Annotated in this window: 19 protein-coding genes and 1 pseudogene; 11 read left to right on the top strand and 9 right to left on the bottom strand. The window is 74.2% G+C overall.

Annotation, left to right across the window (positions count from 1 at the left end; genetic code table 11):
- The first annotated feature begins 21 nt into the window (after positions 1–21).
- Genes EYB28_RS01265 through EYB28_RS01250 form a run of 4 tightly spaced genes read left to right on the top strand, consistent with a single transcriptional unit; the run spans position 22 to position 7,322 of the window.
- The gene (locus EYB28_RS01265; protein WP_166844187.1) at positions 22–1,644 is read left to right on the top strand and encodes an extracellular solute-binding protein; all 1,623 of its coding nucleotides are present in this window, start codon (positions 22–24) and stop codon (positions 1,642–1,644) included.
- Entirely contained in the window at positions 1,641–3,659 is a 2,019-nt protein-coding gene (locus EYB28_RS01260) for a DUF2264 domain-containing protein (protein WP_240930332.1), read from the top strand. The genes EYB28_RS01265 and EYB28_RS01260 overlap by 4 nt, the downstream gene beginning before the upstream one ends.
- Positions 3,656–5,899, top strand: coding sequence for a right-handed parallel beta-helix repeat-containing protein (locus EYB28_RS01255; RefSeq protein ID WP_166844185.1), 2,244 nt, complete (start codon positions 3,656–3,658; stop codon positions 5,897–5,899). The genes EYB28_RS01260 and EYB28_RS01255 overlap by 4 nt, the downstream gene beginning before the upstream one ends.
- A 52-nt stretch (positions 5,900–5,951) precedes the next feature.
- Positions 5,952–7,322 (top strand): M60 family metallopeptidase, encoded by a 1,371-nt coding sequence (locus EYB28_RS01250; RefSeq protein ID WP_166844184.1) that lies wholly within the window; start codon positions 5,952–5,954, stop codon positions 7,320–7,322.
- A 66-nt stretch (positions 7,323–7,388) separates the two neighbouring features.
- Here the strand turns inward: EYB28_RS01250 and EYB28_RS01245 are convergent, their stop codons facing one another.
- Positions 7,389–12,311, bottom strand: a complete 4,923-nt coding sequence (locus EYB28_RS01245) for a fibronectin type III domain-containing protein (protein WP_240930331.1) — start codon at positions 12,309–12,311, stop codon at positions 7,389–7,391.
- Between the two features lie 287 nt (positions 12,312–12,598).
- On the opposite strand from EYB28_RS01245, the gene EYB28_RS01240 reads away from it, so the two are divergent.
- On the top strand, positions 12,599–13,228 hold the full coding sequence (locus tag EYB28_RS01240) for a TetR/AcrR family transcriptional regulator (protein WP_240930330.1): 630 nt from the start codon (positions 12,599–12,601) through the stop codon (positions 13,226–13,228).
- 57 nt (positions 13,229–13,285) lie between these two features.
- Here the strand turns inward: EYB28_RS01240 and EYB28_RS01235 are convergent, their stop codons facing one another.
- Together EYB28_RS01235 and EYB28_RS01230 are read right to left on the bottom strand one after the other, a co-directional pair.
- Positions 13,286–14,383 (bottom strand): Gfo/Idh/MocA family protein, encoded by a 1,098-nt coding sequence (locus EYB28_RS01235; RefSeq protein ID WP_166844182.1) that lies wholly within the window; start codon positions 14,381–14,383, stop codon positions 13,286–13,288.
- Positions 14,380–15,180, bottom strand: a complete 801-nt coding sequence (locus EYB28_RS01230) for a sugar phosphate isomerase/epimerase (RefSeq protein WP_166844180.1) — start codon at positions 15,178–15,180, stop codon at positions 14,380–14,382. The genes EYB28_RS01235 and EYB28_RS01230 overlap by 4 nt, the downstream gene beginning before the upstream one ends.
- Positions 15,181–15,285: 105 nt before the next feature.
- Between EYB28_RS01230 and EYB28_RS20230 the strand changes: the two genes are divergently transcribed.
- A complete protein-coding gene (locus EYB28_RS20230; RefSeq protein WP_240930329.1) occupies positions 15,286–15,465 on the top strand; it encodes a GTP-binding protein in 180 nt (59 codons plus the stop codon).
- Between the two features lie 132 nt (positions 15,466–15,597).
- Positions 15,598–15,912: a GTP-binding protein gene (locus tag EYB28_RS20225; RefSeq protein WP_240930328.1), complete on the top strand. Its 315-nt coding sequence runs from the start codon at positions 15,598–15,600 to the stop codon at positions 15,910–15,912.
- 93 nt (positions 15,913–16,005) lie between these two features.
- On the opposite strand, the gene EYB28_RS01220 is transcribed toward EYB28_RS20225, so the two are convergent.
- The gene (locus EYB28_RS01220; RefSeq protein ID WP_166844178.1) at positions 16,006–17,481 is read right to left on the bottom strand and encodes a DUF2809 domain-containing protein; all 1,476 of its coding nucleotides are present in this window, start codon (positions 17,479–17,481) and stop codon (positions 16,006–16,008) included.
- Between the two features lie 89 nt (positions 17,482–17,570).
- Here EYB28_RS01220 and EYB28_RS01215 point away from each other — a divergent pair, with 89 nt between their 5' ends.
- From EYB28_RS01215 to EYB28_RS01205, 3 genes and pseudogenes are all read left to right on the top strand, one after another.
- A complete protein-coding gene (locus tag EYB28_RS01215; RefSeq protein ID WP_240930327.1) occupies positions 17,571–18,581 on the top strand; it encodes a LacI family DNA-binding transcriptional regulator in 1,011 nt (336 codons plus the stop codon).
- Positions 18,582–19,022: 441 nt separating this feature from the next.
- Complete coding sequence (locus EYB28_RS01210; RefSeq protein WP_166844174.1) at positions 19,023–20,213, top strand: MFS transporter; 1,191 nt, start codon at positions 19,023–19,025, stop codon at positions 20,211–20,213.
- A 158-nt stretch (positions 20,214–20,371) separates the two neighbouring features.
- A pseudogene (locus EYB28_RS01205) lies at positions 20,372–20,572 on the top strand (Txe/YoeB family addiction module toxin); the annotation flags it as partial.
- Here the strand turns inward: EYB28_RS01205 and EYB28_RS01200 are convergent.
- The 5 genes from EYB28_RS01200 to EYB28_RS01180 form a co-directional block, all read right to left on the bottom strand.
- Positions 20,566–21,726, bottom strand: a complete 1,161-nt coding sequence (locus EYB28_RS01200; RefSeq protein ID WP_166844172.1) for an NAD(P)/FAD-dependent oxidoreductase — start codon at positions 21,724–21,726, stop codon at positions 20,566–20,568. The pseudogene EYB28_RS01205 and the gene EYB28_RS01200 overlap by 7 nt on opposite strands.
- The gene (locus EYB28_RS01195; protein WP_166844170.1) at positions 21,719–21,940 is read right to left on the bottom strand and encodes a helix-turn-helix transcriptional regulator; all 222 of its coding nucleotides are present in this window, start codon (positions 21,938–21,940) and stop codon (positions 21,719–21,721) included. Before EYB28_RS01195 ends, EYB28_RS01200 begins: the two co-directional genes overlap by 8 nt.
- A complete protein-coding gene (locus EYB28_RS01190; protein WP_166844168.1) occupies positions 21,940–22,419 on the bottom strand; it encodes a DUF2975 domain-containing protein in 480 nt (159 codons plus the stop codon). Before EYB28_RS01190 ends, EYB28_RS01195 begins: the two co-directional genes overlap by 1 nt.
- 61 nt (positions 22,420–22,480) lie before the next feature.
- Positions 22,481–23,173, bottom strand: a complete 693-nt coding sequence (locus tag EYB28_RS01185) for a DUF6226 family protein (protein ID WP_166844166.1) — start codon at positions 23,171–23,173, stop codon at positions 22,481–22,483.
- A 10-nt stretch (positions 23,174–23,183) separates the two neighbouring features.
- The gene (locus EYB28_RS01180) at positions 23,184–23,957 is read right to left on the bottom strand and encodes a thioesterase family protein (protein WP_166844163.1); all 774 of its coding nucleotides are present in this window, start codon (positions 23,955–23,957) and stop codon (positions 23,184–23,186) included.
- A gap of 73 nt (positions 23,958–24,030) precedes the next feature.
- Between EYB28_RS01180 and aztD the strand changes: the two genes are divergently transcribed.
- Positions 24,031–25,422 carry a zinc metallochaperone AztD gene (aztD, locus tag EYB28_RS01175; RefSeq protein ID WP_166844160.1) on the top strand — a complete coding sequence of 464 codons (1,392 nt, stop codon included), beginning with the start codon at positions 24,031–24,033 and terminating at the stop codon, positions 25,420–25,422.
- The last annotated feature ends 46 nt before the right edge of the window (positions 25,423–25,468 follow it).

Here is a 25,468-nt window from a genome sequence, read left to right as displayed (position 1 = left end):
ACCTCACGAACGGAGCCCCACATGTCTGCGATCTCCGCCTCCGTCCTCTCCCGCCGGCGCTTCTTCGCCCTGAGCGGCGCCGGCGCGCTCGCGGCGACCCTCGCCGCGTGCGGGTCCCGCTCGGAGCAGACCGGTCAGGTCTCGACCACCGAGGACGCTCACCTGCCGTCGTTCCGACCGGTCGAGGGTCTGACCCCGGACCTCGCGGGGTCCGCCGAGGGTGTGCCTCCCGGCTTCTTCACGTACCCGGAGCCGTTCACGTCGGTCGCGGAGACCCCGCTGAGCGGGGAGACGATCAGCGCGATCTCGATGTTCTTCGCGACGGTGCCCAACTCCCGCAAGGACAACCCGGCGTGGCAGGAGGTCGAGAAGCGGCTCGGGGGCACCCTCGACATCGACGCGGTCTCCGACGCCGACTTCGCGTCCCGCTTCTCCACGACGGTGGCCGGCGGCGACCTGCCGGACATGATGCTGTACGCGACGACGATGCAGGACCACGCGGGATTCCTCGACAGCGCCTGCGAGGATCTCACGCCGCACCTCGGCGGGGACGCGGTCGAGGCGTACCCGAACCTCGCGGCGATCCCCGAGCTGTTCTGGCAGCAGTGCGTCGCGGCCGGCAAGCTCTACTACCTCCCGATCCCGCGCGCCGTCACCGGCGGGTCCGGCTTCTACAACGCGGCGCGGTTCGAGGAGGTCGGCGTGTCCGACCCCGCGGAGGTCGCGGACGCGGAGGCGTTCGCGGAGCTGATGGGCGAGCTCACGAACCCGGAGCGCAACCGGTGGGCGCTCGGGTCGACGGCCTTCGGGCTGGCTCCCTTCCGGCACATGTTCCGGGTGCCGTACACGTGGCGGCTCGACGGCGACCGGCTGGTCAAGGACTTCGAGACCGACGAGTACCTCGCGATGGTGGAGTACGTCGCGGGCCTGCGGGAGGCCGGGTACTTCGTGCCCGGGTCGGAGGCGTGGGAGAAGAACCAGATGGTCAACAAGTTCGTGGGCGGCTCCACCGCCCTCGTGTACGACGGCCTGCCCGGCTACGCCACCTACGCGCCCTCGGCGGGCGACACGTTCGCTCCCACCCCGTTCGTGCCGCCGGGGTACGACGGCGCGGCCGCCCAGACCTACCAGGACAACGTCCTCTTCAGCCCGGTCATGATCAAGAAGGGCGACCCCGAGCACGTCGAGAAGGTGCTGCGCGTCGCGAACTTCCTCGCCGCCCCGTTCGGGTCCCAGGAGTACCTGCTGCTGACGTACGGCGTCGCGGGTGTCGACTACGAGATGGACGGCGCGGGCAACCCGATCCCCACGGACCGTGGGCCGGCCGACGTCGCCGTGCCGTGGCGGTACCTCGCGGCCCCGCAGCAGGCCGTCTACTTCCCCGGCCACGACGACCAGACGCGCGTGGTGCACGGCGGGTACTCCTCGCTCATCCCGCTGTCGGTGCCCAACCCGGTGGCGAGCGTCTACAGCCCCACCGACACGGACGAGGGCGGGACCCTCGGTCAGCCGGTGAGCGACACCACGCAGGAGGTCATCGCCGGGCGCAAGACGATGAAGGACCTCGAGGCGGCGATCGCGGCGTGGGCCGGCAAGGGCGGCGACACGATCCGCGGCGAGTACGAGGAGGGGCTCGCCTCGTGAGTGCCCCGACGGAGCCGAGCATGCTCGACGTGGCGCCCCGGACGCTGCGGCTCCCGGCCGCCGACCACGCCCTCAGCCCGGTCACGGGCTGGACGCGGGACCGGTGGACGGCCGTCGCGGACCACTGGCTGGGTTGGGTCGCGGACCACGCCTCGCCGGGCGGCGCGCTCCCGCGGCTGCCCGGCCGGGTGACCCGCGACGGCGTGCGGCGGGAGGCCATGGAGACGGTCTGCCGGAGCATGATCCTGGCGGCGTCCCGCGTCGCCGGGGCGTCGCCTGGCGACGCCGCGGCGGCGGAGGTCGCCGGCCGGTACCGCGACGCGCTGGTCGCCGGGACCACCCCGGGCGGGCCGGAGGAGTGGCCGCGCGCTGTCACGTGCCGCCCGCCGCTGGCGGGCATGACGCAGCCGCTGGTGGAGACGGCGAACGCGGCGTTCGCGCTGCACGTCGCGCGGGAGCGGCTGTGGGACCCGCTGGCCCCGGGGGAGAAGGCGCAGGTGGCGGGCTGGCTGCGGCACCACGCGGCGCTCGACGCCTGGCAGAACAACTGGCAGCTGTTCCCCACGATGGCGGAGGGCTTCCTCCGGTCGGTCGGGGAGGACGCGCCGGGGACGGGCGCGCACCACGTGGCGCGCGTCGAGGGCTGGTACGCGGGCGACGGCTGGTACACCGACGGCCCCGAGCACCGGTTCGACTACTACACCGCCTGGGCGATCCACCCCTACCTGTGGGCCTGGTACCGGATGACCGACACCACCGGCACCCCGGCGGGGGAGCGGCACCTGGAGCGCCTCGCCGCGTTCACGCGGTCGTTCGACCGGTTCGTGGCACCCGACGGCGCGCTGCTGCACGTGGGGCGCTCCCTCACGTACCGCACCGCGGCCCTGGCGGCGGGCTGGTGCGCCGAGATCTCCGGCGTCTCGGCGCTGGAGCCCGGCCGCTGGCGGCGTCTCGCCTCGGGCGTGCTGCGGGACTTCGTGGACCACGGGGTCGGCGTGGACGGGCCACCGTCCCTCGGCTGGTACGGCCCGCACGACGGCACCACCCAGTCGTACAGCGGCTTCGGGTCCCCGTACTACGCCGGGATCGGGTTCCTCGGGCTGGCGCTGCCGCCCGACGCCGAGGTGTGGACCGCCGCCGAGCCGGACGACGCCGTGCCCGACGACGTCACGCCGCTACCGGATCTCGGGTGGACGGTCGTGCGCGCGGGGGGCGTGAGCCGACTCGTCAACCACGGCTCCGACCACGGCACGATGGCGTTCGAACCCACGCCGGACGTCGACGACCCGCACTACGCCAAGTTCTCCTACTCCACCCACACCGCGCCGGGCACCGGCGCCGGGTTCGTGGCGAACGTCGACGGCCACCTCGCGCTCCTCGACCCGGACGGGACGGCGTCGCGCCGCACCCACCTGCGGGGCGTGCGGGCCGACGGCGCGGTCAGCGGGTCGGTGCACCTGCCGCACCTCGGCGGTCGCCCCGTGCCCGGCGCGGCCGTGCGCACCGTCAGCGTCGTGCACGGGGAGTGGGAGGTGCGTTGCCACCTGGTCCGGACGGCCGAGGAACGGACCGTGCGCGAGGGTGCGCACGCCGTCGCCGACGACACGCCGCCGGGGACCGGGGTCTTCGCCGGCGCCGGCCGCTGGGCGCTCGGCGCCCGCGGCGTGCTCGCCGCCGTCGTCCCGCTGCACGGGTACGCGGCGGCCGACGTCCACGGCGACGAGAGCACCAACGCCCTCGGCACGTACGCCGCCACCCCGTACCTCACGGGCACCCAGCCCGCGGGGGACCACGTGCACGTGGCGCTGCACCTGCTCCGTCTCGACCCCTCCGTCACCGGCGAGGATCTCGCGGCCGCCGACGTGGGCGCCGTCGTCGACGTCCAGGTCTCCGGCACCACCGTGCGCGTGCGCTGGGCCGACGACGGCGCCGAGACCACCACCGACCTCGCCACGTTCGTCCCCTGGGACGGCGCGACCGTGCCGATCCCCACCTCACCGGGAGGTTCGCCATGACCCTCGCCACGGGCGCGACGACGCCCCTCGTCCTCCCCGCCGGCCCGGACGAGCCGCTCGCCGACGCCGCCGACCGCCTCTCCGCCGCGCTCGCGGAGCACCCCGGGCGCGACGTCGAGGTGCGCCTCGCCCCGGGGACGTACCGCCTGGCCGAGCCGCTGCGCCTCGGTCCGGAGCACTCGGGCGACGCGACCCGGACCGTCACCTGGTCCGGGCCCGGCGCCGTGCTGTCCGGCGGGGTGCCGCTCACCTGGCGCCCGGGCGACGACGGCCGGTGGCTCGCGACCGTCCCCGACGGCGTCACCCCGACCGACCTGTTCGTCGGCGGGCGCCGCAGCCCCCGCGCCCGCAGCGCGCCGCAGCCCGCGGACGTCAGCCGCGCCGTCTCGCACGGCATCACCGGCGCCCGGGCGTTCGGCATCGACCGCTGGTCCCGCCCGGACGCCGTGACCTGCGTCGTGAAGGTCCGCTGGCGGGCGTTCCACCTGCCCGTGACCGGGGTCGAGGGCGACGTCATGACGTTCCCCGAGCCGTGCTGGACCAACGTCACGTCCGGCACCGGGCGCGTCGGCCCCTACTGGGACACGACGGCGGTCGACGGCCGCCAGTTCGCCGGCGGCATCGTGCTGGAGAACGCGATCGAGCTGCTGGTCACCCCCGGCGACCACGTGTGGGACCCCGAGAACCGCACGATCACCTACCTGCCGCGGCCCGGCGAGCGCCCGGACGCCGACGCCGTGGTCCCCGCGACCGAGCGGCTGCTCGTGCTGGACGGCGCGCACCACGTGCGGCTCGACGGCCTCACCATCAGCCACTCCGGCTACGCGCAGCCGGCCACCACCGAGGGGTACGCCGGCGCCCAGGCCGGCCTGACCCTCACCGGCGCCACGGGGCCGCAGGAGATGGCCGGCCGGTACTACACCAAGCCGTCCGCCGCGCTGCTGGTGCGCGGGGGAGCCCACGTCGTCGTCGCCGACTGCACCTTCACCCGCCTGGCCGGAGCGGGCGCGATCCTGGAGCACGGCACGAGCGACACCGTGCTGACCCGCTCCCGGTTCGAGGACGTCGGCTCCGGCGCGGTCTACGTCGGCGACACGGAGCCCCGACCCGGCCCCGACCGCGCCTCGGTACGCAACACCGTGAGCCGCTGCGTCGTGCGCCGCGCCGGAGCCCGGTACACGGACGCCGTCGGGATCTGGGCCGGGTACGTGGCCGAGCTGACCCTGGACCACAACACCCTCGACGACCTGCCGTACTCCGGCATCTCCGTCGGCTGGGGCTGGAACCAGCCCGAGGTGCGCGACAGCGTGCTGCGGGACAACCGGGTCACGGCCAACCGCATCACCCGCGTCATGCGCGTCGCCACCGGCATGCACGACGGCGGGGCGATCTACACCCAGGGCGCGCAGCCCGGCACCGTGATCGCCCGCAACCACCTCGACCGGTCCGGTTACGGCGGCACGCAGCGCGACGGCAACGGCATCTACCTCGACGAGCAGTCGTCCCACCTGCGGGTCGAGGAGAACGTCGTCACCCGCGTCGGCTACAAGTGGCTGTCGAACTGGGCCGCGTACGGCATCGGGAACCGGTCGCGCGGCAACTGGACCGACACCGACGCGCCCGCCCTCGGCGGGGAGGGCTCCGGCTCCGACGGCGACCACGTCCGGCTCGACCTGCTTCCACCCGAGGCGCTCGCGGTCGCCGCCGACGCCGGCGCGGACGTACCTGACGAGTGGCACGACGACGTGCCGGGCGCCGTCTGGGCGGGCGCGCTCGACCTCGCGCGCGCCGGCACGGCGGATCAGTCGTCGGTCGCCGCGACCGTCGCGCGGACCACGGAGGACCTGTCGCGCCTCGCCGAGGGCCAGTCCGACGGCGCGGTCGTCGCCCGGTCCACCGCCCACGCGGCGGCCGTGGCACTCGACCGCGACACCGGCACGGACACCGCGACGGCCGACGAGCCCGGCTCGTGGTGGCGCGTCGACCTGGGCGCGGACCGCCACGTCGGCTCGGTCGAGCTGTGGAACGCGCAGTCGATGGTGACGCGCGACGTCGTCGTCGAGGTCGCGGACGCGGCCGGCGAGGTCGCCGCGAGCGTCCGCGTCGACGGTCTCGTGCGGCGCCCGACGCATGTCGACGTCGGAGCCACGGGCCGCACCGTGACCGTGCGCCGCGCCGGCGGCGGCGTCGAGCTCGCGTCCGTGGCCGTCCACGCGCACCCCACCGACCCCACCGAGTGACCCCACCGCGTGGGGGAGCACGACCTGAGTCCATCCAGCAAGGGAGCGGAAGATGAGAGTCGAGCACCACACCACGAGCCGGCGCACCGTCCTCAAGGCCGGCGCCGTCGGCGCCGCCGGGCTCGCGCTGGCAGGCCTCGGGGGCGCGTCCGCGTTCGCGGCGCCGGCCTCCCAGCCGCGCTCGCTCCGGTTCGCGGCGAAGATCTCGGCGCGGACCACCGAGATCGAGCGGACGTTCAGCGCGCTGTCTGCGTCCGACCTGCGCACCACCGGCTACTACCTGCCGCCCGGCGTCGACCTCGACGTGCGGGTCACGGAGCTGACGGCGCCCGACGCGAAGATCGTGGTCGGCGCGCCGGACTCGCACCCGGACACCGAGTACCGCACGCCCCGCGAGTACCCCCTCGAGCAGGGCACGGTCACTGTCAACGACCCCGCCGGCGGCGTCGTGTACGCCAAGGTCGTCGGCGACGCGGGCGCCGTCCGCCTGAGCCTCGGGGCGAGCGCCGAGCCGATGCCGTACTTCGTGCTCGGGAAGACCACGGAGCCGCAGTTCCAGGCGCAGCTCGATGCGCGCCCGACACCGTACGCCGAGCTGGTCGGCCCGCACTCGCTGGTCACGGTCGAGCGGGACTCGATCCTGAGGTTCCGGGACGAGGACCACGGGGCGCTGATATCGACGCTCGAGGACGTCGTCGACATCGAGGACGTCGTCGTGTCCGGCATGGACGGCTCCGCGCCCGTGCACGACCGGCTGGTGCACCCCTACCACTTCGTCGGGTTCCCGGGCGCCATCGACGGCGTGGGGGCGTACGCCACGCACGGGCACATGTCGTTCCCGGTACCGATCCAGGACCGCCTGCTCACCGTCGAGGGCCTGCGGATGCGGGGCTGGGGGATCTACCACGAGCTCGGGCACCAGCATCACCAGATCAACTACAAGCCGTCCAGCCTCACCGAGGTCAACGTCAACATCTACTCGCTCGCGGTCAACCGGGCGTTCCACGAGCGGTACGGGCAGTCGCTGCGGCTGCACGACCCGGACTCCGGCACCGGCCTGACGCCGTGGGAGAGCGCGGTGCCGAAGCTCGGCTCCGCCGGCGTCGACTTCTTCGACACGTTCGACGCCTACGAGAAGCTGGTCATGTTCGAGCAGCTCCGCATGACGTTCGGCGACGGGTTCTGGGCCGACCTGCACCGGCTCACCCGCGAGGAGCGGCCCGACGCCGGGGACTGGACGGACCCGCCGGACCTGCGGCTGCGGAACATGGTCGTCCTCACCTCCCGCACGGCGGGATACGACCTGTCCGCGTTCTACAGGGCGTGGGGATTCCCGGTCGACGCCGGGGCCGTCGCGGCGATCGCCGAGGCCGGCCTCACGCCGCCGCCCGTCGACCCGACCACCGTCGTCGAGACGCCGTAGCGGGTCCGCACGCCACGAGCCGGCCACCTCCCGTGGGGGAGACGGCCGGCTCGTGGTGCTGCGGGCTCAGCCCCGGTCGCGGGCCAAGAGCCGCAGGTCGCGGCTCTCGGTCGACCCGTGCTGGTTCGTCAGGACCGCGACGAACGTGTGGCGGCCGGGCTCGATGCCCTCGACGGTCACCTCGGCGTGCTGCCGCCGGGGCGTCGCGTCCACCAGGTCCTGCTCGGCCACGACCTCGCCGTCCTGGAGGACGGTGAGGGTGTGGCCGTTCTGGCCCCGGGGCACGGTGACGCGGAAGGTCGCCTCACCGCTACCGTGCAGGAGCTGGGCACGGTCACGAAGGCTCACCCGCACGCGGGGGCGGTCCGGCGCGTCCGTCGCCGGGCCGGGCACCCGCTCCGGGTCCGCCGCGTCGGTGGTGTACGCCAGGCGCGGTGCGTCCGGCGTCTCCATGCCCTCGCCGATGAAGTACGACGTGTGCGGGGGCTGGTTGTAGCCGGTGTTCTGCCAGGCCACGGCCAGGCGGTACTGGGAGTCCGACATGAGCGTCCGCAGGCGGTGCTCGGTCGGGATCACCGTGGTCGCGATCCGCAGCGCGGTCGAGTCCTCGGTGCGGGTGACGAGCTCCTCGCGCCAGTCACCGAAGAGGTCCGCCTGCAGCGACGGGGTGCCCTTGGTGTAGTTGTTCGAGAAGGTGCCCTCGGCCCGGTAGAGCTCGACCTCGGTCGAGTTCTCCCAGTCCCACTTGGCGATGGTCGGCACGCCGACGCCGGCGTCCCCGTCCCAGTCGTGGTCGCCGATCTCGGTGAGCAGGTCGCCGTCCCAGAACGTCGTGAAGTTCGCCGCCGGGATGTCCTCGGCGATCTGCTCGCCGGAGGCCGACATCAGCATGCCGACGGGCGAGTCCCAGGAGGCGTCGCCGCCGATGACCCAGCCCTCGGCACCCTCGTACCGCGGGTCGATGTCGCCCATGGCCGCGCGACCGGTGTCGACCTCGGCCGGCGTGGACCACAGGACCTCGCCGGTCTCGGCGGCGCGGAAGGTCGACCCGACGTTGCCGGAGCGGCCCATGTCCTCGTGGGCCGAGTAGACCTCCAGACCGGGACGCGACGGGTCGAAGTCGGACACGTGCTGGGCGTCGCCGTGCCCGAGCCCGGTGTTGTAGAGCACCGTGCCGTCGTCGTCGATCGTCTCCGAGCCGAAGACGATCTCGTCCTTCTGGTCGGCGTCCACGTCCGCGATCGCGAGCGAGTGGTCACCCTGGCCGCGGTACTCGTCCCCGGCCTCGTCGGTGTCGAAGACCCAGCGCTGCTGGATCTCCTCGCCGTCGAAGTCGAAGGCGGCGATGACGATCCGCGTGTAGTAGCCGCGGCTGAAGATCATCGACGGGTGCTCACCGTCCAGGTACGCGGTCCCGGCGAGGAACCGGTCCACGCGGTTGCCGTAGGTGTCGCCCCACGACCCGACGTCCCCGCGGGCGGGCACGTAGTCGATCGTGTCGAGCGCGGCGCCGGTCTCCGCGTCGAACACCGTGAGGTACTCCGGGCCGGAGAGCACGTAGCCGTTCGACTGCCGGAAGTCGGCCCGCGCGTCCCCGATGACCGTCCCGACGCCGTCGGTGGTGCCGTCGGCGGTCTTCGTCGCCACCTCGGCCTTCCCGTCGCCGTCGTAGTCGAACACCTGGAACTGCGTGTAGTGCGCGCCGGAGCGGATGTTGACGCCCAGGTCGATGCGCCACAGGCGGGTGCCGTCCAGCTCGTAGGCGTCCAGGTACGTGTTCCCGGTGTACCCCGCCTTGGAGTTGTCCTGCGCGTTGGTCGGGTACCACTTGACGACGTACTCGTACTCGCCGTCGCCGTCGAGGTCGGCCACGGAGGCGTCGTTCGCGGTGTAGGAGTACGGCTGGCCGTCCTTGGTGTACGCGTCCTCGGGCTTGTCGAGCGGGATGTCGAGCGTCTGGCCGTCCCACACGCCGAACGACTCAGTGGCCCAGTGCTCGATGCCGTCGGCGACGGTGGCCACCCGGTACGTCGCGTCGGCGGTGCCGCCGGCGTCGACGTAGTTCGTCGAGCCGGTCAGCGGCTCGTCCGTGACCCGCTCGCCGTCCCGGTAGACGTGGAAGGCGACGTCGTCCGGGTCGTCGCCGAGCATGCGCCAGCCGACGTAGACGCCGTCGGACGACCGCGCCGCCACCGGCTGCCGGCCGGTCCGCTCGGCCTGCCGCGACAGGTTCGTCGCCGCGTCGGAGGTGACGGTGCCCGACAGCGCGGAGACGCCGCCCGCGTTCACCGAGGCGACCGCGTACGTGTACCCGACCGTCGTGAGCACGTCCGTGTCGACGTACTCGGGGCCGGCGGCGCGGTCGAGCAGCACCAGGTCGCCCGACCTGTCCTCGCGGTACACGTGGTAGAACAGCGCGCCGTCGACCGGCTCCCAGCCCAGCGACACCGCGTTCTTCTCGACGTCGCCCACGGCCAGGCCCGACGGCGTCGCCGCGGTCGGCACGTCCGGGTCCACGGTGGTCAGCTCGACCGCGTCGGACGGCACCGACTCGTTGCCCGCGTCGTCCAGGGCGACGACCGTGTACGTGTACTCGAGGCCGACGTCCGCCGTCGTGTCGACGAACGAGGTCGCGGAGGCGTCGACGTCGCCGAGCGAGGTCGGCTCCGCGGCGCCCGCGGCCTGCCGGTACACGCGGTAGCCCGCGACGTCCTGCGCCGCGGTCCACGACAGCGGGACCTCGACGGCGCTGCCGTCGACCGTCACGTCGCCCGCGGCGAGGTCGGTCGGCGCGTACAGCAGGGGAGTGATCTCCAGGCCGTTGAACCAGCCCTCGGCGACGATGTCGATCGTGCCGTCGGTGACGACGACCGGCTGGATCACCTTGCTCGACGTGCCCCCGCGGCCGGCGTTCGAGGAGCCGTAGTCGGTCCCCTCGACCGTCACGCCCAGCCGGGCGGTGCCGATGAGGTCGCCCCAGATCACCTCGACGGCGTAGGTGCCGTTCGGCACGTCGACGCGCATCGGGGTGTCCTCGCCGGGCAGGAGGAAGTCGCGCTGCAGGTCGTCGAGCTTCCCGTCGCCGGTGCCACGGTCGCGGCCGCCCGGGCCGGCGTCCGAGGTGAAGCCGTAGCCGAGCTCCTCGGTGTACAGCGTGGTGTCCTCGAACGGGGTGTAGCCGTCCTTCGTGACGCCGTTCGACGCGAGCTGCAGGTCGAACTTGTGGATCGGCGCCTTGGTCTCGAACGTCACCGTGGCCGACGGTTCCGACTCGCCGGCGCCGTTGACCGCGACGACGCGCACGTCGTACGACGTGCCCTCCGCCAGCCCGGTCAGGCCCGCCACGCCGATCGTGGACGTGGTCACCAGCTCCCAGGCGTCGTCGCCGGCGCCGGTGGTCCGCGCGAGCACGCGGTAGATGTCCGCGCCCTCGGACCCGGTCCACGTGAGGGTGGCGCCGGAGGCCGAGACCTCCCCGGCCACGACCCCCGCGGGTGCGGCCGGGACCTCGGCGGGCGGCTCGGCGTCGACGATCTCGTCGGCGAGGGGGAGGTCCAGCTCCGCCGTGTCGAGCGCCACCAGCCGCGCCATCTGGATGGCGCCGTACTCCTGGAAGTGCGTGTCGTCCGTGGTGCCGTCGGGCCTGTTCGGGTAGACGCCGGCGGGCACGTGCAGGAAGACGCTCTTGGCCTCTTCCGGGCCGATCTCGGTGAGGTACGCCCGGCTCGAGGCGGAGAGGTCCACCAGCGGCGTCCCGGTCTCGGCGGCGAGCTCGCTCGCCTCCCGCACGTACTCCGGGAAGGAGACGTTCGCCCGGCCGTCCTCGTCGTAGCTGCGCCGCGACACGGGTGTCACGAGGATCGGGGTGGCGCCGCGCTGCCGGGCGCCCTCGACGAACGTGCGCAGGTAGTTGCGGTAGTCGGCGGGGGCCGCGAACCGGTCGTCGACGCCGTAGCTGGCGTCGTTGTGCCCGAACTGCACGTACAGGTAGTCGCCCGGACGGATCTCGCGCAGCACGGTGTCGAGGCGGCCCTGGCTGATGAAGTTCTTCGAGGAGCGGCCGCCGATGGCGTGGTTGTCCACGGTGACGTCGTCGGAGACGAACCGCTCGAGCATCTGGCCCCAGCCGGCCTGCGGGGCCCAGTAGGGGTCGTACGTCTGGACGGTCGAGTCGCCGGCGATGTACGCCGTCGGCGTGTCGGCCGCCTCGCGCGGCGACTGCGGCGTGATCGTCAGCCCGGCGAGGTTCGCGGCGTCGCCGGCGAACTCGAGGTTGAGCTGGCCGTCGACGAGGGCGATGTCGAACGTCATCTCGAGGAACTCGCCCGCCGGCTTCTGGGTGGCCTGGACCTTCGCCATCCGCTCGGCGGTGATCGCGACGTCGGTGGCGGCCTCCGGGTCGCCGGCCACGAGGTCCACGGTGTAGTCGCCGTTCGGCAGGTCGATCACGAGCTCGGTGTCGCCGACGGTGACGAGGTCGCCGCGCAGCGCGTCGTCGCCGCCCCGGTCCGTCGTGGTGACGGCGCCCGGGTCCACGAACCCGAGCCGGTTCTGGGCGGTGTAGGCGGTGGAGGCGTCGAGCGCCCGGTACCCGCCCGCCACGGCACCGCCGCCGAGGTCGAGGCGCAGCGCCCCGCCGTCGGGCAGCTCGGGCGCGGGGACGCCGTCGCCGACGAGCGCCCTCACCGTGGGTGCGGACGCCGTGGAGAGCGCGCCGTCCGCACCGATCGCCTGGACGCGGTAGTAGTGCACGGCGGTGGTGTCGACGTCGCCGTCGGTGGCGTAGACGGTCCGCTCGTCGGTGCGCGCCACCTCGGTGTACTCGCCGTCGACCGCGTCGCTGCGGCTGAGCACGTACCCGGTGGCGCCCTCGACCTCGTTCCAGCGCATCGACAGCGCGCCGTCGACGGCGCGTGCCACGCGCACGGACGTCGGCGCGTCCACCGCGGCGGCCGCCGTCGTGGCCCCGAGGGGCAGGAGGGGGACCACCAGGGCGGCGCTCGCTGCGCCGGCGGCCAGGGCGCGCCGCGCACGTCCGGGACCGAAGGAAGGGAGGGAAGCGCTTACCGTGGGTGGTCGGAGCTGTCGAGCCGTTCGTTCTCGCATGGTCACCTCGTCGTCTCGTCCTCGAGCGGGCCCCGGCGACATCGTCGCCACCGGGGCATTCGTCGAATGAATGGATTCATTCGCGTGGTGCGCCCCCATGATGCCCGTCCCTGTGAGCGTTCACAAGGCCGAGGTCCGGACGGCGCTCCCGGGGTGGGTAGGTTGGGCCCGTGCACGAACCCGAGGAGACGGCGCCCCACCGCGGCTATGCCAAGGGGGCGGCGCGCCGCGCGCAGATCCTCGACCAGGTGCTCCGGATGGTCGCGGAGCAGGGCGTCGACGCGTCGTCGCTGCGCTCGATCGCGGACGCCCTGGGCATCTCGCACGCGACGCTGCGGCACTACTTCCCGTCGCGCGACGCCCTGCTCGTGGCGGTCTACCGGGAGCACGAGGTGCGTCGGGGCGTCTCCGGGGAGACCCGGTCGTCGGCGGTGGGGGACATGCGCGACAGCGCGGTGCGCAATCGCGAGGTCCCGGGGCTCGTGCAGCTCTACACCACGCTCGCCGGCGACGCGGTGCAGGAGGGCCACCCGATCACGCGGGAGTTCGTGCGCGACCGGTTCACCCGCGTGCGTGGCGAGATCGCGGACCAGGTCCGCGCCGACCAGGCCGGCGGCCGGGTCGATCCCGACGTCGACCCCACCGACCTCGCGTCGCTCGCGATCGCCCTGTCAGACGGGCTGCAGGTGCAGTGGCTGCTCGACCCGGAGGCGGTCGACGGCGAGCGGGTGCTGCGGCTGCTCGAGCGCCTCGTCGCGCCCCGGGCCCGCGGTGGGGAGGACGGCCCGGTCGACGGCTGACCCGCGGGAACGCGCGAGGGGCCCGGGCCGTGACCGACCCGAGCCCCTCGGCGGCCGTCAGAAGGTCGCGGCCGCCGGGTCGAAGTCCACCGGCAGCGGCGGGACCGGGTCGACGCCGGAGCCGATCACCCCGGCCGTCCGGGAGTCGGCCGAGTCGCGGATCGCGAGGAGCACGTCGAGCACGTGCAGCGCGACGGCGCCCGAGGCCCGTTCCGGCCGGCCCTCGCGGATCGCGCGGGCGAGCTCCACGACGCCGGTGCCGCGGCCCCAGGTCGAGCCCGTGGCGGCGATCGTGGTCGGCTCGTCCTGCCCGTAGCGCCACAGCGTCGAGTCGCCGTCGAACGTGTTCGGGTCGGGCAGGCAGATGGTGCCCTCGGTGCCGTTCACCTCGACGAAGCCCATCCGCGGCAGCGCGTGCTGGAAGGAGAACGTCGACTGCGCCGACCGTCCGCCCTCGAAGTCGATGAGCGCGGCGTGGTGGGTCGGTACCTCGACGGGGAACGTCTCGCCGGCGCGTGGGCCGGACCCGATCGTCCGCCGGGCCACGGACCTCGACGAGACCGCCTGCACGCGGGTGGCCGACCCGAGCGCGTGCACGAGCGTCGTGACGTAGTACGGGCCCATGTCGAACAGGGGGCCCGCGCCGACGGCGTACAGGAAGTCGGGGTCCGGGTGCCAGGCCTCCGGCCCGGGCACGTGGAACATCGTCGTCGCGGTGAGCGGCTCGCCGATGTCGCCGCGCGCGATGGCGCGCAGCGCCGTCTGGATGCCGGCGCCGAGCACCGTGTCCGGGGCGCAGGCGACGCGCAGCCCCTTCGCCTCGGCCGCGGCGAGGAGCGCGGCGGCCGACGCGTGGTCGGTCGCGACGGGCTTCTCGCTCCAGACGTGCTTGCCGGCGGCGACGGCCTGGTGGCCGACCTCGGTGTGCACGGCGGGCGTCGTGAGGTTGACGACGATCTCGACGTCGTCGCGCGCGAAGAGCTCCTCGGCGCTGCCGTGCGCCGCCACGCCGAACGCCTCGGCCTGGGCGCGGGCGCGCTCGGGGACGAGGTCGGCAACCATGCGGACCTCGACGTCGGCGAACTTGGTGAGGTTCTCCAGGTACTGCGTCGAGATGTTGCCGGCCCCGACGACGCCGATCCCCACGCGGCTCATCGGTCGTTCTCCCGCAGCCAGGCGAGGGAGGTGGCGATGCCCTCGAAGATGTCGCCGGCGTAGGAGTCGAACTCGACCACGCGGAGCGCCTGCGGCGCGGCGGCCAGGATCGACGCCACGTCGACGGCCCCCTGCCCGGCGGGGACCTGGTCCTTGTAGGCCGCCTGGAGCGCGGCCGGCACGTCGAGCGCGCTCTCGCTGGACGGCAGCACGTCGGCGATGTCGCCGGAGACCTTGCCGTCCTTGACGTGGATCGCGACGACGCGGTCGCCGAGCGAGCGCAGCACGGCGGGGGCGTCCGCGCCGCCGACGGTCGCCCAGAAGGTGTCGACCTCGAGCACCGCCTCGGGCGCCAGCTGCTCCACGAACAGCTCGTAGACCGGCCGGCCGTCGACGGTGTTGGCGAACTCCCACTGGTGGTTGTGGTAGCCGAAGCGCAGGCCGTGGGCGGCCGCGCGCTCGGTGAGCCGGTTGACCTGGTCGGCGTTGCGCTTCGCGTCGTCGGCCGTCTGCCAGCGCTCGGTCGGCACGAACGGGTCGATGACGATCCCGATCCCGAGCCGGGCCGCGGCGTCGAAGACGACGTCCGGGTCGTCGGCGTCGATGACCGACGCATGACCGGACGGCGCCTTCAGGCCGTTCGCGGCGAGCGCGCGCTCGAGGTCGGTGGCGCGCTCCACGAACGCGTAGGGCTCGACGTGCTCGTAGCCGATCTCGCGCACGCGGGCGACGGCGGCGTCGAGATCCTCGGCGATCGCGTCTCGCAGCGAGTACAGCTGCACGGACGGTGTGGACATGACGGCTCCTCTGCCTGGACGTACCTTCTGTCGACCAGCGCGCAGAAGTGCGACGCCGGTCGACATCGCCAGCGTAGCAGAAACCTCACAGTGGATGGTTTTCTGATGCTGCTCAACCACCTGCTGCGGCAGCCGGGCGCCCGCGTCGGCGTGGTGGTGAACGACTTCGGGGACGTCGACGTGGACGCGGGCCGCGTCACGGGCCAGGTCGACGAGCCCGCCGCGATCTCCGGCGGCTGCCTGTGCTGCCTGCCGGACGCCGGCGGCCTGGACGACGCGCTGTAGCAGCTCACCCACCCGCGCCTCGGCCTCGACGCAATCGTCGTCGAGGCGAGCGGGCTGGCCGAGCCGCTCGCCCTCGCGCGCCTCGTGAGGTTCAGCGGCGTCGAGCGTGTGCGGCCCGGGGGAGTGGTCGACGTGGTGGACGCCGTCGAGCACTTCCGGACCGTCGACGTCGGCGTCGACCCGCCCGCCGGCGTCTACCGGATCAAGGGGCGCGTGGCCGTCGCCACCGGACGCGGTGTGCGCGGATATGTCGTGCACGTCGTCGGACGGTCGGTGCACGTCACGAGCGCCCCGGCGCGCGAGACCCGCAGCGAGCTGGTCGCGATCGGCATGCACCTCGACGTCGACGCCGTGCGGGCCCGCGTCGAGCACGCGCTCCGGCCGGACCAGGCGCCTGACGCCGCCGGCTTCGCGCGGTTGCAGCGTCACCGCCGCCTCAGCGCCTGACCTGGCGCCGTCCGGCCTTGCCGTGCCGCCGTCCGGGGCGCCGGGGGTCAGCGCGCCGTTCCACCAGGGCGGACCGCCGTCGTCCGCTGGCCGTCAGTACGTCTCGGGCGTCTCCACCGACTGCCAGTGCCACGCCTCGGGGAGCCGGCCGTCCGGCTCGGCCCACCCCGGGTGGGTCCAGCCGTGCTCCGCGGCGTGCGCCTTCAGCCACTCGTACTGCGCGCTGCCGAACGTCTGCACGCCGCCGCCCAGGTCGACGGCGGTGCCCAGGCCGTGGTTGGAGCAGCCCGGTGGCGCGGCCAGGGGGTTCGGGTCCGCCGGGTTGTACACCGCGACCTGCTGCTCGTAGGACCGGTACGCGGAGTTGATCGTGAGGTGCTCGCCGAACCGCGCCCGGTACGCCTCGTCCAGGGCCACGAGGCCGTCCAGCACGTCCGCGCGCACGGAGTACTCCGGGTCCCACGGGATCGCCGCGAGCTCGTCGTCGGCCAGCCGCCCGGCCCCCGGGAACCAGAGCTGGTCGTCCTCCGGGCAGGTTACGGCGTCCTGTGCCGTCATCAGGGCCGTCGTCGCCTGCTCGACGGCGGGGACACCGTCGGCGAGCTCTGCCGTGATCTGCTCGATCTCCGCGAGCTCGGCCGCGTCGAGGAGCGTGGGCGCCGCGGCGGCCAGGGCGGTGTCCGCGCTCTCGAGCGCGGACCGCAGGGCCTCCCGGGGCGCGCGCGGTGCGCCGAGGCCCTCCGTGGCAGCGAGCACGGTATCGCCCCGGGCGGTGAACTCGGCGAGGGCGTCGCGTGTGGCGTTCGCCTGGCTCCGAGCGAACTGGTGGCGGGAGTCCAGCAGCGCGTCGGCGGCGTCCGCCACGCGCTCGCGCGCCCGGGTCGCCGCGCCGGGTCGCCGCTCGAGCACCGGCGTGGCGGAGAGCACCGCCCGGGCGTCGTCGAGCGACTCCGCCATCGCGTCCCGCACCGACTCGTCGTCGACGCGGCCCTCGGAGCCGGTCAGCGCGTCCTCCCCGTCGGCGACGGCGACCGCGAGCGCGTCCGCCTCCGCCCCCATCGACGCCGCGAGCTCGCCGCCGGCAGCGCCGAGCGCGACGACCGGGACGAGCAGCAGGGCGAGGCGGCCGCGGCGGGGCGCCGACCGCGTGTGGCGCTCGTGGCGGCGCGCGGGCACCGCCAGGGCGAGCGCCGCCCAGCCGACCGCCGCCCCCAGCGCGTACCAGCCGAGGTCGGGCGCGTGGAACGTGCTGCCGAGCACGTAGCGGGCCTGCGGGACCGCGTCGGCGGCGCGCCCCGGGAGGTCGGTGAGCTGGAGCGCTTCCACGGCCGCGCAGAGGACGAGGCCGAGGAGGGCGGCGGGGAGCGGGCGGCGGACCACCAGCGCCACGAGCAGCACCGCCAGCGTCGCGTACAGGGTGTCGCCCGCCGGCCCGCCGACCGCGGCGGGGAGCACGGCCCGGGCACCGAGCCCCGCGAGGAGCACGACCGCCGCGAGGACCGCTGTCGTCACGCGGGGCGCGCGGGCCGGCGGGGTCGCGTCGGTGCCGGGATCGTCGGGGGGAGCCACCCGCGGAACCTTACCGATCCCGGCCGACCTGCCCGCACGCGGGCCGTCGGCAGGGACACGGCCCCGCCGCGCTGGCTACTGTGCTTCCCGTGGTCTCCATCCATGACGTCGCGCGCGACGCCGGCGTCTCGGCCGGGACGGTCTCGAACTTCCTCAACCGGCCGCACAAGGTGTCGCCGGCCACGTCGTCGCGCATCCGCGCCGTGGTCGAGGAGCTCGGCTACGTGCCGCGGCTCTCGGCACGCCAGCTGCGGTGGGGGCGTTCCGGCGTCGTCGGCATGTGCGTGGTCAACGCCGCCAACCCGTACTTCGCCGACGTCGTCGCGGCGGCGGAGGGTGCGCTCGAGGAGGCCGGCCTGTCCGTCGTCGTGAGCAGCGCGCACGAGTCGGCGCGCAAGCAGACGACGCTGCTCGGGCTGTTCGAGCAGATGCGCGTCGACGGGGTGCTGGTGGCGACGCCCGACGCCGAGGCGGCGGAGCTGCGGGAGGTCGACGGCCGCGGTACGCCGGTGGTCCTGGTCGACGACGGGGGCGGGCAGGACGGGCTCGACGGCGTCCTCGTGGACCACCGTGCCGGCGGCAGGGCCGCGGCGCACCACCTGCTCGCGTCCGGGCGGCGGCGCCTCATGGTCGCCACGGGCCCGCGCGGGGTCCAGCAGACAGCCCGGCGCGAGGAGGGCTTCCGGGAGGTGGTCGCGGCGGTTCCGGGCGCCACGCTCGAGGTCGTGCGCTCGCCCGACCTCGGCCTGGGCCTCGGCGAGGCGGTGGGCCGCGCGATCGTGGCGACTCCGGCGCGGGAGCGCCCCGACGCCGTGTTCGCCACGAACGACATGCACGCTCTCGGCGTCGAGCACGCGCTCCTGTCGGGCGGCGTCCGGGTGCCGGGCGACGTGGCCCTGGTCGGGTACGACGACATCCCCTACGCGGCCTACTCGGCCGTGCCGCTCACCACCGTGCGCCAGCCGCGTGCCGCCATCGGCCGTGCCGCGGCGCGGCTGCTGCTCGCGCGCCTCGGGCGAGAGGTGGCGGACACCGGGCCCGTGGCGCACGTGCCCGAGCTGGTCGTGCGCGCGAGCGCCCCCGGGCCCGCCATTTCATGAGAAGCCGGATGATACGGGGAATGGCGAACCGGCGCCATTCTTGGATCATTCTTCTGTCACGAGACGTTCATGCAGCCAGCGCTTGCCCGTTCGTCCGAGCAATCTTAGGGTGGCAATCGCCGCACCCGAATGGGGGCGGTGCAGTCGAGATGATCCACATCCGATACGGGGGGAATTCCAATGCTTTCTGACGTGCTCAACGACCTGCTGGCCGCCGTCTCCGGCGCACTGTCGGACATCCTGGCCGCGCTGGGCCTCTGAGTCCGAGAATTCCGGCCGCGTCGCACCGTGAATGGTGCGGCGCGGCCATTCTCGTGCCACGACGCGGGCGTTGTCGACGCACGTTCTCCCGCACGGCTCCCACGCCGGGACGACCGCGTCCGGAGGCGTCGACCGCCGCGGGGAAGGGTCGCCGACGCCGCGCACGGTAGATTCGACCGGATGCGCCGCCCCGCCCCCGCGTCCCCCGAGCCGATCACCACGGTGCCGGGGTTCCGGCCCCTGCTGGCGATGTCCGCGCTGGGCTTCGCCGGGTACGCGCTGCTGCTGCCGTCGGTGCCGCTGTGGGCCGTGCGCGGGGGAGCGGACGAGGGCGGCGCGGGCCTGGTCAACGCCGTCCTCATGCTGGCGACCGTCCTCACCCAGACGACCGTGCCGACGGCGCTGCGCCGGATCGGGTGGCGCCCGGTCCTGATCGCGGGGGTGCTGCTGCTCGGCGTCCCGTCGCTGCTGTTCATGACGACCGACCAGCTGCCGTGGCTGCTGGCCCTGTCCGCCGTCCGGGGCACGGGGTTCGCGATCCTCACCGTCTGCGGGTCGAGCGCCGTCGCCGCGCTGGTGGACGGTCCGCGGCACGGCAGGGCGATCGGACTGTACGGGCTGTCGATCGCGTTCCCGCAGCTCGTCCTGGTGCCGAGCGCCGCCTGGATCGCCGACCTCGACTTCCGCGTCGCCTTCACCCTGGGCGCGCTGCCCGCGCTCGCGGTGCCGTTCGCGGCCGCGCTGGGGCGACGGCTCGACCGCCTCGACGCCGAGGAGACCGAGGAGGCCTCCGCCACGGCCGGGCCGGGGCGCGGCCGGGTGGTGCTCGCCCTGGTCATGCCCTCCCTGGTGCTGCTGGCAGTGACGACGCCGGGCGGGGCGCTGCTGACCTTCGCCCCGCAGTTCGCCGGTGCGGCGCTCGCCGTCGCCGGCCTGCTCGCCTTCACCGGCACGACGGCGCTCTCCCGCTGGGGGATCGGCTCCTTCGCCGACCGCTACGGGCCGCGCGTGTTCATGGCGCCGCTGCTCGCCGTGTGCGCGGCCGGGCTGGTGCTGTGCGCGTGGGCGGTCGCCGACGGCGGAACGCGGCCCGTCGTGCTCGTGCTCGGGATGGCGCTGGTCGGCACCGCCTACGGCAGTCTGCAGAACCTCACCCTGGTGGCCGCGTTCGCCGCCGTGCCGCAGCGGGCGCACAGCACCGCCAGCGCCGTGTGGAACATCGGGTTCGACGCCGGCACCGGGCTCGGGTCGCTCGTCGTCGGGTTCGTCGCCGCGGGCACGAGCTTCTCCGTCGGGCTGCTCACGACCGCCGTCGTCTGCGTCGTCGCGGCCGGGGCCGTGCTGGCCGTCCGTGGCCGGACCGCGCGCTGAGGGTCGGCGCACGAACCGATCGGAAGGCGCGGCACGCAGCTGAGCCAGGGACTCGTCGAGCCGCTGGGCGTTGGCAGCCGTCGAACGCAGGTAGAGGCTCGTCTGCAGCGCCTCGTAGTCGTCCTCGCTGATGATGACCGCGCTGCCGTCCTTGTGGTGCGGACCGCACGATTCTCCGACGGATCAACGCGCTGATCAACGAGTGTCTGCGCATGCTGACCGAGGGCACGGGCAAGCCGGAGCCGCTCCGGCACGAGGGCACGGGCGTCTGGTCACGACGAATCACCCAGGAGCACCGGCTGGTCTACCACGTCGACGACGAGACGGTCACGATCGTCCAGGCGCGCTTCCACTACTGAGCGACGGTGGCCGCACGAGCCGCTGAGGGTTTCGGCGCGGGGTCGGGGAACGAGCCGTGGCCGAACAGGATGCGCCGGGCCGCGGCGCGGCCGGGCGGGGTGCGCAGGGCCGCCACCCCCGCCGCCGCGACGGAGGGCGTGCGGACCAGGGACAGGCTGCGGCGCAGGGCGAGCCGCCCGCGGAACTTCGCGCGCAGGTCGGCGCCGTCGTACCGGGCCAGCAGGCGGCGGTCCCGGGCACGGAGCGCGGCGTCGAGGACGTCGACGCCGCGCTCCGACAGGCGCAGGCAGGGGTCGAGGCCGCCCGCCGTCAGGGGGGAGACCGCCCCGGCGGCGTCGCCGACCAGCAGGCCGTCAGGGCTCGCGATGCGCCGCAGCAGGCCGCCCACGGGGATGGGCCCGGCGCGGCGCTCGACGGCGCCGGGCGTCGGGACCCCGTCCAGGCCGGGCGCCGTCGCGGCGAACCGCCGGAGGGCCGCGCGCATCCCGTCCGGGTAGCGGTGCGCGTACCCGGCGACGCCGACGTGGGCGTGGTGGCCGTCGTCGAGCACCCAGGCGAGGTAGCCGGGCGCGAGGCGCGGGTCGACGACGCAGTGGAACGCCGGGACGGCGTCCCGGCCAGGCAGGGCGAAGACCTCCTCGGCGCCGACCAGCAGCTCGCGGTTGACGTCGAGGCCGAGCTCGCGCGCGACGGCGGAGCGTGCGCCGTCGGCCCCGACGACGAAGGGGGCTCGCACCCGCAGGCGGCCGCGGGGCCCGTCGAGCGCGTGGTCGCCGCCGTCGCGCCCCCGGTACCGGGTGCCCAGCTCGAGGCGGACCCCGGCCGCGACAGCCCGCGCGGCGAGGTCCAGGTACAGCGCGGCCATGTCGCCGACGCGGAACTCGTCGTGCGCGCTGTCGAGGGTCACCGGCCGACGGTGCGACGGCGGGTAGAGCACCATGCGGCGCACCGGCGGGCCGAGGTGCGCGGCCGGCAGCTCGAAGTCCTCGAGCGTGCGCCGCACGAAGATGCCGGTGGTGCGCACCGCGACGTCCAGGCGGGTGCGCCGGTCGGCCAGGACGACGTCGTGCCCGCGCCGGGCCAGCGACAGCGCGGTGTGCAGGCCCGCGAGCCCGGCCCCGACGACGAGGACGTCGGCGTGCGCGTCACTCATCGTCGCCGCCGTCGTCGACCCACTCCAGCAGGTCGCCGGGCTGGCACTCCAGCACCCGGCACATGGCCTCCAGCGTGGAGAACCGTACGGCCTTGGCGCGCCCGTTCTTGAGCACCGCGACGTTCGCGGGGGTGAGGCCGACGCGCTCGGCGAACTCACCGACGCTCATCTTGCGGCGGGCGAGCTCCACGTCGATCCGGACGACGATCGGCATCAGATCACGCCGTCCAGGTCGGTGCGCAGCGTCGTCGCCTGGCGCAGCAGGGCGCGCAGCACCGCCATGAGCAGGCCGAGCGCGGCGCCCGCGAGGAGCGCGAGGAGGAGCAGCACCGCGGTCGCGGAGAGGCCGCCGGCGGCCACGAGGAGCGCGAACGCCACCAGCACGACGATCCAGGCCAGGGCCACGGCCCCGACGATCCCGTTGACCCACCGCATCGCCGCGGCGGAGAAGATCCGGTCGTGCTCCACCATCGCGAGCAGCTGCCAGGTGCAGGCGATGACGACCTGCACGCACGCGAGCACCACCACGGACAGCACCAGCAGCGGCCAGCGCAGCGGGGCGAGGTCGGCCGACTGCGCGGCCATGCGGGCGAAGGCTCCTGGCAGGATCACGACCTGGGCGGCGAGGAGCGCGACGAAGACCGCGACGAGCAGCAGGCGGAGCGGGCCGACGACCCGTTGTGTCCGTGACATGGCTCGATCGTCGTCACAAATCTATTGAAAGTCAATCGATGTCGACCGGAGATCGATAATATCACCGGTCGATCCATGCGTGGCCGACCTGCACCGCGCACCCCTCGGGGAGCCGGGCCGCCTCGCCGGCCGCGAGCCGCCGGCAGGCCGCCATGACGCTGGTGAAGCCGTGGGGAGCTCGTGGACTTCCGGACATGCCCCCGCCGTCGGGGTGCCAGGTCGCCGACCAGCGTCTGCCGCGTACGGTGACGAACGGCCCGCCGACGATCTCGACGACGCGGTCGTCGATGGCTTCGAGCAGGCCGGCGGAGCCGACGTCGCAGGCGTCGCACCCGCAGTCGGGCTGCATGTCGACGGGGAACGGTGGCTCCCCGACGGTGATCTGCAGCAGGTCGACCGAGTCGCCGTGCTCGTACGACACGGCATCGCGTTCGAGCAGGACGAGCGGCAGCGTGCCGGATCGGTCACAGGTCAGGTGTGTGGCGCGGTCGAAGGAGCCGGGGAGGTCGCTGTAGGCCTGCGCGACGCCGTCGACCGGTCCCCGATGCTCGACCCGGACGCCGGGCAGGTCGGCGAGCGCCGTCGTCCATGCTCGGGCACGGGCGTGCACGACCCGGTACTTGTGCACGTCGCTCACCCGCGAGTACTCCTCCTCGCGGGCCTCGGCGCCGTCGGGCCGCGGGGGCGGCCAAGACGGCATCCCGGCGCGCGCGTACTCGCCGTGCACCCGCGCGATCAGCTCCTCGAGGCCCACGTGCAGGACGCTAACCGCGCGCCCGGACGACCAGCGACTGCTGGCTCGCGCCGAAGGAGCCGTGCGCGTCGTGCAGCACGGCGCTGGTCAGGCCGGCGCCGGTGGCGCCGAACGCCACGGTCGTGTCGAGGCCGAGCCACTCGCCCGCCGGCGCCCGGTGCAGGTGGGCGGTGAGGTCGAGGTTCGGGAAGGCGACGTCGCGGGGGTCGGCGCGCACCGACATGCCGTTGGCGACGTCGAGCAGGCCGACCGCGCGGGCCGTGCCGGAGACCTCCTCGTCCGCGACGAGCGGGTGCGGGGTGCGGACCCACACCATGCCGCGTCCCGGCTCGGCGGCCGTGCGGCGCACCTCGATCGACTCGACGAACGCGCCGGGCCACACCGTGGTGGGGTCCCACGCGGGGGTCGCGTCCGGCCCCGGGACGGGTTCGGGGGCGCCGCCCTCCAGCGCGGCGGAGTCGCCCGTCCGGGCGAGCCAGGCGCGCAGCGTGACCGCGCGCCGTCCGGCGCAGCTCACCTCCGCCTCGACGAGCTCGACGCCGCGCCCGGGGCGGATCAGGCGGACGGCGGTCTCCATCGTCTCCAGCCGGTAGGTGCCCCAGATATCGAACGACAGGCGGACGAGCGCCAGGTCGTGGCGCCCCCGTGCGTCGCGGTCGGTCTCGACCAGGTGCGCGAGCAGCCCCAGGGTGGGGGCCACGTGCTGCTCGTCGGTGCGCCAGGCGCCGCCGACCAGGTCGGTGGGCTCGAAGGTGGTGGCGCCGGTCCGCCGGAAGTAGGCCATGGGCATGTCCTACCAGGGCGGGGTTCACGAGGCGAAGTGACAGGCGAGAATGAGAATGATTACTATTCCGGTTATGACGCACACCGCACCCCATCGCACGCGCACGAGGCGCCTGGCTTCCCTCGGACTGGCCCTCCCGCTGCTGGCCCTCGCGGCCTGCGGCTCCGGCGACGCCGAGGAGCCCGCCGCCGGCGCCTCCGGCACCCCTGCCGAGGAAGAGGCGAGCGCGCCTACTGAGGCCGCCACCTACACGCCTCGCATCGCCGTCACGTACGACGGCGGCATCCAGGTGCTCGACGCCGGCAGCCTCGAGGTCGTGGACGACTTCGCCCTGGAGGGGTTCAACCGGCTCAACGCCGTCGGCGACGGCCGCCACCTGCTCGTCTCGACCACCGGTGGCTTCCAGCTGCTCGACGGCGGCGCCTGGGCCGAGCCGCACGGCGACCACTCGCACTACTACACCGCCGACCCCGAGCTCACCGACGTCGTGTTCGAGGCCACCAAGCCCGGCCACGTCGTCCGCCACGACGGGCGCACCGCGCTCTTCGACGACGGCACCGGCCACGTCACGGTCTTCGACGCGGTCGACGTCGCCGACCCGGAGCGCGAGACGCGCGAGCACACCACCGCCGAGGCGCACCACGGCGTCGCGGTCGAGCTGTCGGACGGCTCGCTCGTCGTCTCCGAGGGCACCGAGGAGGCCCGCACCGGCATCCGCGTGCTCGACGCCGACGGCGAGGAGATCGCCGCCTCCGACGAGTGCCCCGGCGTGCACGGCGAGGCGATGGCCGCCGACGAGGCCGTGCTCATCGGCTGCGAGGACGGCGTCCTGATCTACTCCGGCGGCACGATCACCAAGGTCGACAGCCCCGACGACTACGGTCGCATCGGCAACCAGGCCGGCAGCGAGGAGTCCACGGTCGTCCTCGGCGACTACAAGTCCGACCCGGACGCCGAGCTCGAGCGTCCCACCCGCGTCTCGCTCACCGACACCGCCACCGGCAAGCTGACGCTCGTCGACCTGCCGTCGAGCTACACCTTCCGCTCCCTGGCGCGGGGCGAGGACGGCGAGGCGCTGGTGCTCGGCACCGACGGGCAGATCCACGTCATCGACCCGAAGAGCGGAGAGCTGGAGAAGTCGATCCCGGTGATCGACGAGTGGACCGAGCCGATGGAGTGGCAGGAGCCCCGCCCGGCGATCTTCACGCTCGACGGCTCGGCCTACGTGACCGACCCCGCGAACCAGGCCATCCACGCCGTCGACATCGAGTCGGGCGAGGTGTGGAACACCGCCGAGCTCGACGTCGCCCCCAACGAGATCAGCGGGATCTCGGGGAACGTCGAGGCCGGCTCGGCCGAGCACGGCGGGTCCGACGAGCACGAGGGGCACGACCACTCCGAGGAGGGCCACGAGCACTCCGAGGACGAGCACGACCACTCCGAGGAGGAGGCCGCGTCGCACTGACCGACGCCCACCGCACGGCCGCGGCACCGGCGACCCCGGTGCCGCG

Source organism: Isoptericola sp. BMS4 (assembly GCF_011634835.1).
GTDB lineage: Bacteria > Actinomycetota > Actinomycetes > Actinomycetales > Cellulomonadaceae > Isoptericola.
This window is presented reverse-complemented; position numbering and strand designations above follow the sequence as displayed.

Bases quoted from the DNA above. Each gene is read 5' to 3' on its own strand.
- EYB28_RS01255 (WP_166844185.1), top strand. From the start codon at position 3,656: ATGACCCTCGCCACGGGCGCGACGACGCCCCTCGTCCTCCCCGCCGGC.
- EYB28_RS01265 (WP_166844187.1), top strand. From the start codon at position 22: ATGTCTGCGATCTCCGCCTCCGTCCTCTCCCGCCGGCGCTTCTTCGCC.
- EYB28_RS01250 (WP_166844184.1), top strand. From the start codon at position 5,952: ATGAGAGTCGAGCACCACACCACGAGCCGGCGCACCGTCCTCAAGGCC.
- EYB28_RS01200 (WP_166844172.1), bottom strand. From the start codon at position 21,726: ATGAGTGACGCGCACGCCGACGTCCTCGTCGTCGGGGCCGGGCTCGCG.
- EYB28_RS01235 (WP_166844182.1), bottom strand. From the start codon at position 14,383: ATGAGCCGCGTGGGGATCGGCGTCGTCGGGGCCGGCAACATCTCGACG.
- EYB28_RS01180 (WP_166844163.1), bottom strand. From the start codon at position 23,957: ATGGCCTACTTCCGGCGGACCGGCGCCACCACCTTCGAGCCCACCGAC.
- EYB28_RS20230 (WP_240930329.1), top strand. From the start codon at position 15,286: ATGCTGCTCAACCACCTGCTGCGGCAGCCGGGCGCCCGCGTCGGCGTG.
- EYB28_RS01210 (WP_166844174.1), top strand. From the start codon at position 19,023: ATGCGCCGCCCCGCCCCCGCGTCCCCCGAGCCGATCACCACGGTGCCG.
- EYB28_RS01190 (WP_166844168.1), bottom strand. From the start codon at position 22,419: ATGTCACGGACACAACGGGTCGTCGGCCCGCTCCGCCTGCTGCTCGTC.
- EYB28_RS01195 (WP_166844170.1), bottom strand. From the start codon at position 21,940: ATGCCGATCGTCGTCCGGATCGACGTGGAGCTCGCCCGCCGCAAGATG.
- aztD (WP_166844160.1), top strand. From the start codon at position 24,031: ATGACGCACACCGCACCCCATCGCACGCGCACGAGGCGCCTGGCTTCC.
- EYB28_RS01230 (WP_166844180.1), bottom strand. From the start codon at position 15,180: ATGTCCACACCGTCCGTGCAGCTGTACTCGCTGCGAGACGCGATCGCC.